The following is an 8,406-nucleotide window of genomic DNA, read 5'->3' on the forward strand; positions in this document are numbered from 1 at the left end:
GTCCATTAAATTATTAAAGAACGGAAAACTGATCACCTATCCCGGTTTCCCTCACGGAATGCCAACTACCGAGCATGAAACTATTAACAAAGATCTTTTGGATTTTATCACAGCATAAACTTTAGAATATTTATTGGTGAAAGCTAATATTTACTCTTAACGCCAAATTAATTTTATGGAAAATTCAAATGCCGAATCACCTGTTTTTAATCCTGAAGATTTTTCTATTGTCCCGCAAAGAGGTTTCGACGAGTTGAAAATAGGAGAGGTTTTCAGAGCTCCAAGCAGAACACTTACGGATGCACATGCTTCTGCTTTTCAGACAGTATCCTGCGACAATCATCCTATTCACTACGATAAGGAATATGCAAAGAGGTACGGCCATGAGGCGCCGGTAGTACACGGATTACAGGTTTTAGCCTTTACTGCACCGGGAGCTACGCTGTTGCCGCATTATTTCGGGAATGTTTTCGTCAGTTTTTTAGAACAGTCATGCAGATTTCTGAAAGAAGTGCATTCCGGAGATACTTTATATTCTTCACTGATGATTACCAATCTGGAACCAAAAGGTGACCTGGGAGTAGTAACGACTGAAGTGACCGTTTATAATCAGAAATCGGAACTTGTACTTCAGGGACAGCACAAATATCTGCTGAGGAGATAAATTTCAGAAAAAGTAAAATGAATGAAGTCTTTAAATTAATTTTTAAAGACTTTTTTTTAGGATTAAGTTTCATTTCATAAATGTAAAAGATATGTGTTTGGATGCCGAACAAAAAACATTAAAAGATAAGATTTTATTTAAAAAATAAATTGAAACCACAAGGAAAAGATTAAATTTGGTTAATTATTCTATTTTTTTTCTTCTCTATTAGGCTGGAATTGCCATAAAACATATATTTGCAGCCTAAATTTTAAAAATAATGAAAGAATTAATTGAAAAAATCAACGCGGAATTTGAAGCTTTTACAACTGAAGCAAACCAACAGGCAGAAAAAGGAAACAAAGCAGCTGGTACCAGAGCTCGTAAAGCAGCTTTAGAACTAAGCAAACTTTTCAAGGATTTCAGAAAAGTTTCTGTTGAAGAATCTAAAAAATAATAATGAAGCCGGCTGAATTAGCCGGCTTTGTTTTATCAGTTATCGGAGTCGATCAGTCCGTTATGTTTAGGATGCTCTGCATCCAGTATACTTTTTATTTCCATCATCTTACTTTCTTTAACTATATAAGTGGTACAGATTTTATTATTGAGATGCATGCGGAAATTCATCTGTATTCCTGTTCTTCTACCCATTGCAGCGGTTTTTGAACTATATTCCGTAAAAAGAGGAAATAAATTCGCAAGACACAGGAGATTTCTTTTTAAGGAGTGAAGAAAAACAGGGTAATTTCCTTCATCATCAATCACTTTCATCCTGAATATTTTTTTTCCTAATGTTGTGCCGAAATACGTTTCGGTTGTTGACCCCGAAATGATAACGGCCGGAATAGACAACCCGATACTTATCAGGATATTTTCATGAAACAAATAATAGAAAAGTGCAGAAAATAAAGCCATATCAATCCATTTGGCAAATAATCTCTGGGTTTCATTTCCTTTAAAACCGGGATTATAAGGCAGATAATACTCGTAGGCATGATAGATCCTTTTGCCGTACCTGTCAAAATCAAAAGTCGGCCTGTGAATCACTTTTCGCTCTTTAATTTCTGATATTTTCACAATAATTTATAAGATCATACTCAGCTGTATTCTTTTTCTGACTTCATCTATATCCGTTACTTTTACCTGAACGTGCTGGTGTAGTTTTACCACTTCATTCACATCAGATACAAATCCGTCCTTCAACTGGGAAATATGTACCAGTCCGCTCTCTTTTATTCCCAGATCTACAAAACACCCGAAAGCTGTAATGTTATTAACAATTCCGGGAAGAATCATCCCGATTTTCAGATCCGTAATTTTCTTCACATTCGGATCAAATTCAAAAACCTTTGCTGCTTTTCTTGGATCCAGTCCCGGTTTTTCAAGCTCTTTTAAAATATCTTTAATGCTTAAAATTCCGACATCGTCTGTGATATATTTTTCAGGTGTAATCTGTGCGATTTTTTCTTTACTGGCAATGAGTTCATGCGTTTTGATGCCTAAATCTTTTGCCATTTTTTCTACAATTCCGTATGCTTCAGGATGTACGGCAGAATTATCCAAAGGATTTTTCGGATTGCTGATCCTTACAAACGCAGCGGCCTGCTGAAAAGCTTTTTCGCCCAGTCTCGGAACCTTTTTCAGTTGTTTACGGTCTTCAAAAGCGCCATTTTCGGCACGGAAATTTACAATATTTTCCGCCATTTTTTCACCGATCCCGGAGACATAGCTCAGCAATGATTTGCTGGCCGTATTAAGATTGATCCCCACTGCGTTGACGCACTTCATCACAGTAGAATCCAGCTCATTTTTCAGTTGGGTCTGGTCTACATCATGCTGATATTGCCCTACGCCGATGGATTTAGGATCTATTTTCACGAGCTCTGCCAAAGGATCCGATAATCTTCTTCCGATGGATATTGCACCACGAACGGTGACATCATACGATGGAAATTCTTCTCTTGCAATTTTACTGGCAGAATATACGGATGCTCCTGCCTCGGAAACTACAAAAACCTGTAACGGTTTGTCGAAAGCAATTTTTTTGATGAAAAATTCCGTTTCGCGGCTGGCAGTTCCGTTTCCTATGGAGATTGCATCAATATTATAAGCATTTACCATAGACCGTATTTTCTTCATAGCCATGCCGGATTCATTTTGTGGTGCGTGAGGATAAATGGTTTCATTATGCAAAAGATCGCCTTTTTCATCCAGGCAAACGACTTTGCATCCGCTTTTGTAACCCGGGTCGATGGCAAGAATTCTCTTTTCTCCCAGTGGAGGGGCAAGCAGCAGCTGTGTGAGGTTTTCAGAGAAAATTTCGATGGCTTTTTTATCTGCCTTTTCTTTGGCTTCCTGCAGTGTTTCATTTGAAATGGCAGGTTCCAGCAAGCGTTTGTAGCTGTCTTTTATAGCCAGCGCAATCTGTTCCGCTGTTTCGTTATTGGATTTAATAATTGCATTTTCTATAAATTCAATCGCTTCATCTTTATCAATTCCCACATTTGTTTTTACATAGCCTTCAGACTCTGCACGCAACATGGCCAGGAGACGATGGGAGGGAGTTCTGCTGAGGTTTTCTTCCCACTCAAAATATTGTGAGAATTTTTTAGCATCTTCTTCTTCCTGCTTTGCCTTTACAACTTTCGAGGTAATCACAGCTTTTCTCTGGAAGATCCTTCTCAGGTTTTTGCGGACATACATGTTTTCGTTGATCCATTCAGCCATGATATCTCTCGCTCCCTGAAGTGCTTCTTCTTCGGTCCCGACTTTCTCGTTGAGGTATCTTGAAGCCAGAGACTGCAGGTCCTGGGCTTTCTGGCTCATGATCATTTTAGCTAAAGGTTCAAGACCTTTTTCCTTTGCAGCATCGGCTTTGGTTTTTTTTCTTTTCTTAAACGGAAGATATAAATCTTCAAGCTCCTGCAGGTTGAAGCTTTCTTCAATTCTTTGTTTTAATTCTGGGGTAAGGGCATTTTGCTCCTCTACAGATTTCAGGATGGTCTCTTTTCTTTTGACAATCTCTTCAAACTGTTTGCTGATCTTTGAGATCTGTTCAATCTGTGTTTCGTCCAGATTTCCTGTTTTGTCTTTCCGGTACCGGGCAATAAAAGGAATGGTACAGTCTTCGGCCAACAGCTGAAGGGTAGGGACAATATTTTTTTCCGGAATATCAAGAATCTGCTGTATATAACGTGTGGCGTTCATTTTAAAATTTAAGCGGCTAAAATACAGACTTTTTTATAAAAGAGGAATGTATTGTAAAAAGGATGCTTAAAGTTTATATAATCACAAAGGTTGCAAAAGCTTTTAAAACACATAGTCACACTAGATGTAAGGATAATTTTTGCACAAATTTAAGAATACATAAGTTTAAAAAAATCTTTGATTTTTCCCGGATGTCCTGAATTATTTTAAGACTATTATAAAATATAAAAACAGTACGAGTGGTACTGTTTTCATTTAGTTTTATTGAACAATTTCATTATAGTAGATGGGAACATAGTCTTTGGTATCGAATCCCATAATGATTATTTTAAAATTTTTAGCCTCATCATTATTAAAGAACTGTATCCTTGCTGATTCGTTTGTGTTTGTTTCTACATAAGGACTCCAGTACAGGGTGGTCCGCAGATCCTGAGAGATGTTTTTAAATCCACGGTCATTATAATCGGGGCTGACAAAAGGAGCTTCTTTATCGAAGCCATTCATAACGGACTTTTTTAATTTTGTAGAAGTTGCGGAATCACTTAAAGAACCGGTTATTCCGCCACGTTTGGTATAGATGGCAATGCCCCCGCTGCTTCCTCCGGATCCGCCGGCAAAATAATCTTTGATGACTTTTACCATCGCAATATCAGAGATGGGTACTGAATTGATCTGTGAGGCATCAATTTTCATTTCATCCAGATAAATATTGATGTTAGCTCCTCTTAATTTTGGAATATAGTTTCCCATATTGGATTCTATGGTCAGTCCGGCAACTCTTCCCTGAAGCCACTGCAAAATATTCATGTATCCCTGTGCTGAGTTGTCATCATTTACAAAATCAAAAACCGTTTCATTCATACTTCTGAATAACGGGCTGCTTAATTTATCATTAAGCTCTTTTGTTTTATCTTTTTTCTTGGCTTTTAATCGTACTTCTTCAATAAGCGTTGCTTTTTCATCAATATTGCTCTGCGTATTTTTTGTTGCCATATATCTCTTTACCGCTTCAGTCGGCTGCTCATTATTTTCACGTGGTACAAGATGATAATTGCTTTCCGGCAATGCTTTTTTCAAAGTAACAAATGAATAATCCGGCTGGAAAATCACCTGTACCTGCTCCTTTGGGATTTTAGGATCATTCAGCTGATAAGAGAATTTAATGGCATCTTCAAAGATCAGTCCTTTTAGGGTAAAAAATCCTTTATCATCCGTTTTTATCTGAGACAGATTTGTTCCGCCTTGCGGCATTTCGAATAAAAGATTTAATTCCGCATTCGAGGCAGGTCTTCCCTGTACCGTCACTTTTCCTTTATACGAAATATAGGGCTGCGGCTGATAACTGATGATTGGGAACGTACCCGACATGATGCTACGCCAGTCGAATCTTTTCCATTTTTCTGATATCAGAAGAGCATCCAACGCTTCAGGATTACGGTTTGGCGTGAAGTATTGAGCCGGTGCATATATTTTAGAAGGAATATCCCCGGTAAGCCATAACGTACTCAAGAGGCTGTTTTCATCCTCAGAACTTTCCAGGCTTCCGTCCATTACAAGTACCGTATAAGCATCGTTGTTTTCATTCGGAGCGATACTGAAAGCATTTGAAGCTCTTGAAGCTTCATTGAACGCTACAGATTTGATTTCCGGTTTTTTAATATTTAATAATCCCGGCTGAACAAAAGTAAGTCTTTGGGCTACAATATTTTCTTTATCATCGAACACGGTGAGCTGAAGAATTCCGTTAACAAGCTGCTGTGCGGGAATTGAAAAGTTCTTTTCAAAAATTTTATCAGAATTAACTTTAAAAACCAACTGATTGTTGATGGTACCGATTACGGTATATGAAGTTCCTGATGCTGTGTTTTTAGATTTTAAAGAAAACTTTACCGCTTCATTTCCGGTTGAAACCTGAAGGTTTATCCCCGAATCGGAAACAGCAGGCAAATCAACAACCTTTCTGTTTCCTTTAGAATCATTTATGATCAACTGGTATTGTACTCCCGCTTTCGGGGTTAATGAAAAGGCACCTACGTTTTGATCAAAGCCTTTAAAAGAGCTTATTTTTACATCAGGTTTGGCTGCATCTACTACATAACCGCTCCATTCGGATGGGGTGATGCCTTTTGACTGTAACCGAACTGCACATTTTGTATTGATGCCCTCTACCAATGTTCCGCTCTCCGGAAAAACAGAAGCAGTCCATTCTGAAGTATCATTTAAAACTACTTTCTCGGGAGATGATGGATTGTATACAACAATTTGCCGCAATGCCTGAAAATCTTCACTGAAATTGGACATCCAGGTGGTGTAGGCTCTAATATAATACACTCCTTCTTTCAGGTTTTCGGGTAAAGCGAAGCTTCCGCTGCCCTGTCCGTTAAGAAGAGGGAGAATTTTTTTACTGATCTGGGTTTTATTGCTGTCATACAATTCCACGAACATAGATGTGGAAATAGATGAGAGGTCATATCCATTGAAAACAAAAGACTTCAGCCATAGATTTTCTCCGGCAACAAAGCTGTTTTTATTGAAAACCAGGTGTATTTTTTCCTGGGGATATTTTTCAAAGAATGTGGTTATCGCTTTTTCTGCTCTGCCCTGCGCGTGTAAACTGCAGAAAGCCATGAAAATACTTAATAGGAAAATAATTTTTTTTGTCATAGATCTGAATTTCATTTGGAATTAGTGCGCAAATTTACATGATTAGAAATGATGAAACAATAGAAAAACGGTAATCAGGATTAAGATATTATTAAAACACAGCGCTGTATTAAACAGATTTTTATTATATTCATCAACTGAATACTGTGGTACCGTGAGATTTCTTGATGTATGGTAAGTGATGTCATCAAGAAGTTCTCTATTTTTGAAAAATCAAAACCGGAAATACCATTTCGGATCATCAGTAATAAACTTTTAAAACAATTGATAATATGAAAAAACTGAGTGTAATTGCTCTTGTGGGAGTAGGTCTTTTTGCTGCTTCATGTACGAAAGAAAAATCTGCTGAAAATGCGGCAACATCACAGGAACAGACGGTAGCTGAAAGTAAAGGAGAGGTACTGGCTGTTGATACGGCTGCTTCTGTAGTAAACTGGAAAGCTTTCCACAAAGGGGGTATGGCTCCGCGTTGGGGGACGCTCAACATCAAATCCGGAGATCTGAGCATTGAAGGCGGACAGCTTGCTGCGGGAAGCTTTGTGATTGATATGAATTCAATCAAGGTAGATCCTGCTTCCGTAACGGAAAAAGACAAGAAACCTGCAGATCTTGAAGCACACCTTAAAAACCCTGATTTCTTTGATACTGCGAAAAACCCTACTTCAGATTTCAAAATTACCAGTGTAACCGATCTTAAGAATGCTTCTGCAGATGCAGTTGCAGGGGCCAATAAAACAGTAAGCGGAAATCTTACGTTATCCGGAAAAACGATGAACGTAACATTCCCTGCAAAAGTGGATGTAACGGAAACTTCGGCTTCTATTCAGGCTAAGTTTACGGTAAACAGGGCAGACTGGGGGATCAAGTTCGGTACTTCCGAAGCCGATCCTGCAGAATGGATGATCAGCAAGGACATTGAGATCGCTGTAGATGTAAAAGCGAAGAAATAATATTGTTAGCTATAAAATCATTGAAGCTGCCTGAAAAGGCAGCTTTTTTGTTGGCTTAAGATACCGGCAGATGGTAATTTGAGAAATTGAAGAATTATTTCAATCAATTATCCTTATCAGTTCTCCTAAATACAACGGTTTACTATTAATATGATAATCTGATGGAATAGATATAAAATATTCTTTTTTACTATCTGATTTTCCTTTTTGTAAAACTAATCCAGTATTTTCTATTCCATCATAATTTTTTATAAAATCAGCTACCGCAGAACTATTCTTGTCAACGACATATATCGTATCATTAGTATGAATATTTTTTACAATATAAAAATTTGAGTCTTTCTTATTTGAAGATGAATAGTAAGTTAGTAATTCAACATAAATATAATCTTTAGGTTCAATCAATTGAGAGACCCTGATTTTTCTCTCAGCTAAAGAGTTTTTTTCTGTGCAAGAAAGTAAAATGACAAAAAATATTAACAGGTACTGCTTCATGGTAATTGAAATGTATGTCTCATTAATGGAAGATATGATAAATTTAAGTAATTCTCTTGAATGGAATTAAGAATAAATATTAGTGAGATTTGAAGAGCTCTTCGTGCTTCAACCCAAAAGGATAATAATTGCTTTCTTCCAAAACAGCGATTCCTCCGCCATCTGCTGCATTGTAGTTCAGCCTTACATTACCCAGATGATCTGTGTAGTTGTATACATATTCTCCTCTTTCCGCATTATAAAACCCTTCTGCTGTCGGGAAAAATTTCAGCTTCTCGTTTTCATACTGAAATCCGTCAAGGTAATCTGTCGTCGCGGAGCCAAAGATCTTCTGCGCTTTTGTCCCATCGGCACGGTAAGATAAGAAGTGTTATGAAAACCCACCGCAATGCGGTGGGTTCTTATTATGTTACCGGCACGAGCGAGACGCTCGCGCCAGCGGGGGGG

7 protein-coding genes and 1 pseudogene are annotated in these 8,406 nt (G+C 37.8%); 4 read left to right on the plus strand and 4 right to left on the minus strand.

From position 1 onward, the window contains the following. The 3 genes and pseudogenes from U9K52_RS21410 to U9K52_RS21000 all read left to right on the plus strand — a co-directional run. Window positions 1-118 (plus strand): annotated as a pseudogene (locus tag U9K52_RS21410) (alpha/beta hydrolase); the annotation flags it as partial. A 57-nt stretch (window positions 119-175) separates the two neighbouring features. Further along, window positions 176-664, plus strand: a complete 489-nt coding sequence (locus tag U9K52_RS20995) for a MaoC family dehydratase (protein ID WP_248393756.1) — start codon at window positions 176-178, stop codon at window positions 662-664. Window positions 665-923: 259 nt separating this feature from the next. Beyond that, complete coding sequence (locus U9K52_RS21000; protein ID WP_027381692.1) at window positions 924-1,100, plus strand: histone H1; 177 nt, start codon at window positions 924-926, stop codon at window positions 1,098-1,100. A 35-nt stretch (window positions 1,101-1,135) separates the two neighbouring features. Here U9K52_RS21000 and U9K52_RS21005 read toward each other — a convergent pair whose 3' ends face one another. From U9K52_RS21005 to U9K52_RS21015, 3 genes are all read right to left on the minus strand, one after another. Next, window positions 1,136-1,720 (minus strand): RDD family protein, encoded by a 585-nt coding sequence (locus tag U9K52_RS21005; protein ID WP_263602873.1) that lies wholly within the window; start codon window positions 1,718-1,720, stop codon window positions 1,136-1,138. A 6-nt stretch (window positions 1,721-1,726) separates the two neighbouring features. Beyond that, complete coding sequence (locus U9K52_RS21010; protein ID WP_263602874.1) at window positions 1,727-3,850, minus strand: Tex family protein; 2,124 nt, start codon at window positions 3,848-3,850, stop codon at window positions 1,727-1,729. A 261-nt stretch (window positions 3,851-4,111) separates the two neighbouring features. Then, the gene (locus U9K52_RS21015; protein ID WP_322927996.1) at window positions 4,112-6,514 is read right to left on the minus strand and encodes a hypothetical protein; all 2,403 of its coding nucleotides are present in this window, start codon (window positions 6,512-6,514) and stop codon (window positions 4,112-4,114) included. 272 nt (window positions 6,515-6,786) lie between these two features. On the opposite strand from U9K52_RS21015, the gene U9K52_RS21020 reads away from it, so the two are divergent. Next, on the plus strand, window positions 6,787-7,464 hold the full coding sequence (locus U9K52_RS21020) for a YceI family protein (protein ID WP_263602876.1): 678 nt from the start codon (window positions 6,787-6,789) through the stop codon (window positions 7,462-7,464). Between the two features lie 99 nt (window positions 7,465-7,563). Here U9K52_RS21020 and U9K52_RS21025 read toward each other — a convergent pair whose 3' ends face one another. Next, window positions 7,564-7,959 (minus strand): hypothetical protein, encoded by a 396-nt coding sequence (locus U9K52_RS21025; RefSeq protein ID WP_322927997.1) that lies wholly within the window; start codon window positions 7,957-7,959, stop codon window positions 7,564-7,566. Between the last annotated feature and the right edge of the window lie 447 nt (window positions 7,960-8,406).

Origin of the sequence: Chryseobacterium sp. MHB01 (assembly GCF_034651565.1) — a bacterium.
In the GTDB taxonomy this organism is placed as follows: domain Bacteria; phylum Bacteroidota; class Bacteroidia; order Flavobacteriales; family Weeksellaceae; genus Chryseobacterium; species Chryseobacterium nepalense.

What these genes read in the sequence shown, in the direction of transcription:
- U9K52_RS20995 (WP_248393756.1), top strand. Translation starts at nt 176, where the DNA reads ATGGAAAATTCAAATGCCGAATCACCTGTTTTTAATCCTGAAGATTTT.
- U9K52_RS21000 (WP_027381692.1), top strand. Translation starts at nt 924, where the DNA reads ATGAAAGAATTAATTGAAAAAATCAACGCGGAATTTGAAGCTTTTACA.
- U9K52_RS21010 (WP_263602874.1), bottom strand. Translation starts at nt 3,850, where the DNA reads ATGAACGCCACACGTTATATACAGCAGATTCTTGATATTCCGGAAAAA.
- U9K52_RS21015 (WP_322927996.1), bottom strand. Translation starts at nt 6,514, where the DNA reads ATGACAAAAAAAATTATTTTCCTATTAAGTATTTTCATGGCTTTCTGC.
- U9K52_RS21020 (WP_263602876.1), top strand. Translation starts at nt 6,787, where the DNA reads ATGAAAAAACTGAGTGTAATTGCTCTTGTGGGAGTAGGTCTTTTTGCT.
- U9K52_RS21025 (WP_322927997.1), bottom strand. Translation starts at nt 7,959, where the DNA reads ATGAAGCAGTACCTGTTAATATTTTTTGTCATTTTACTTTCTTGCACA.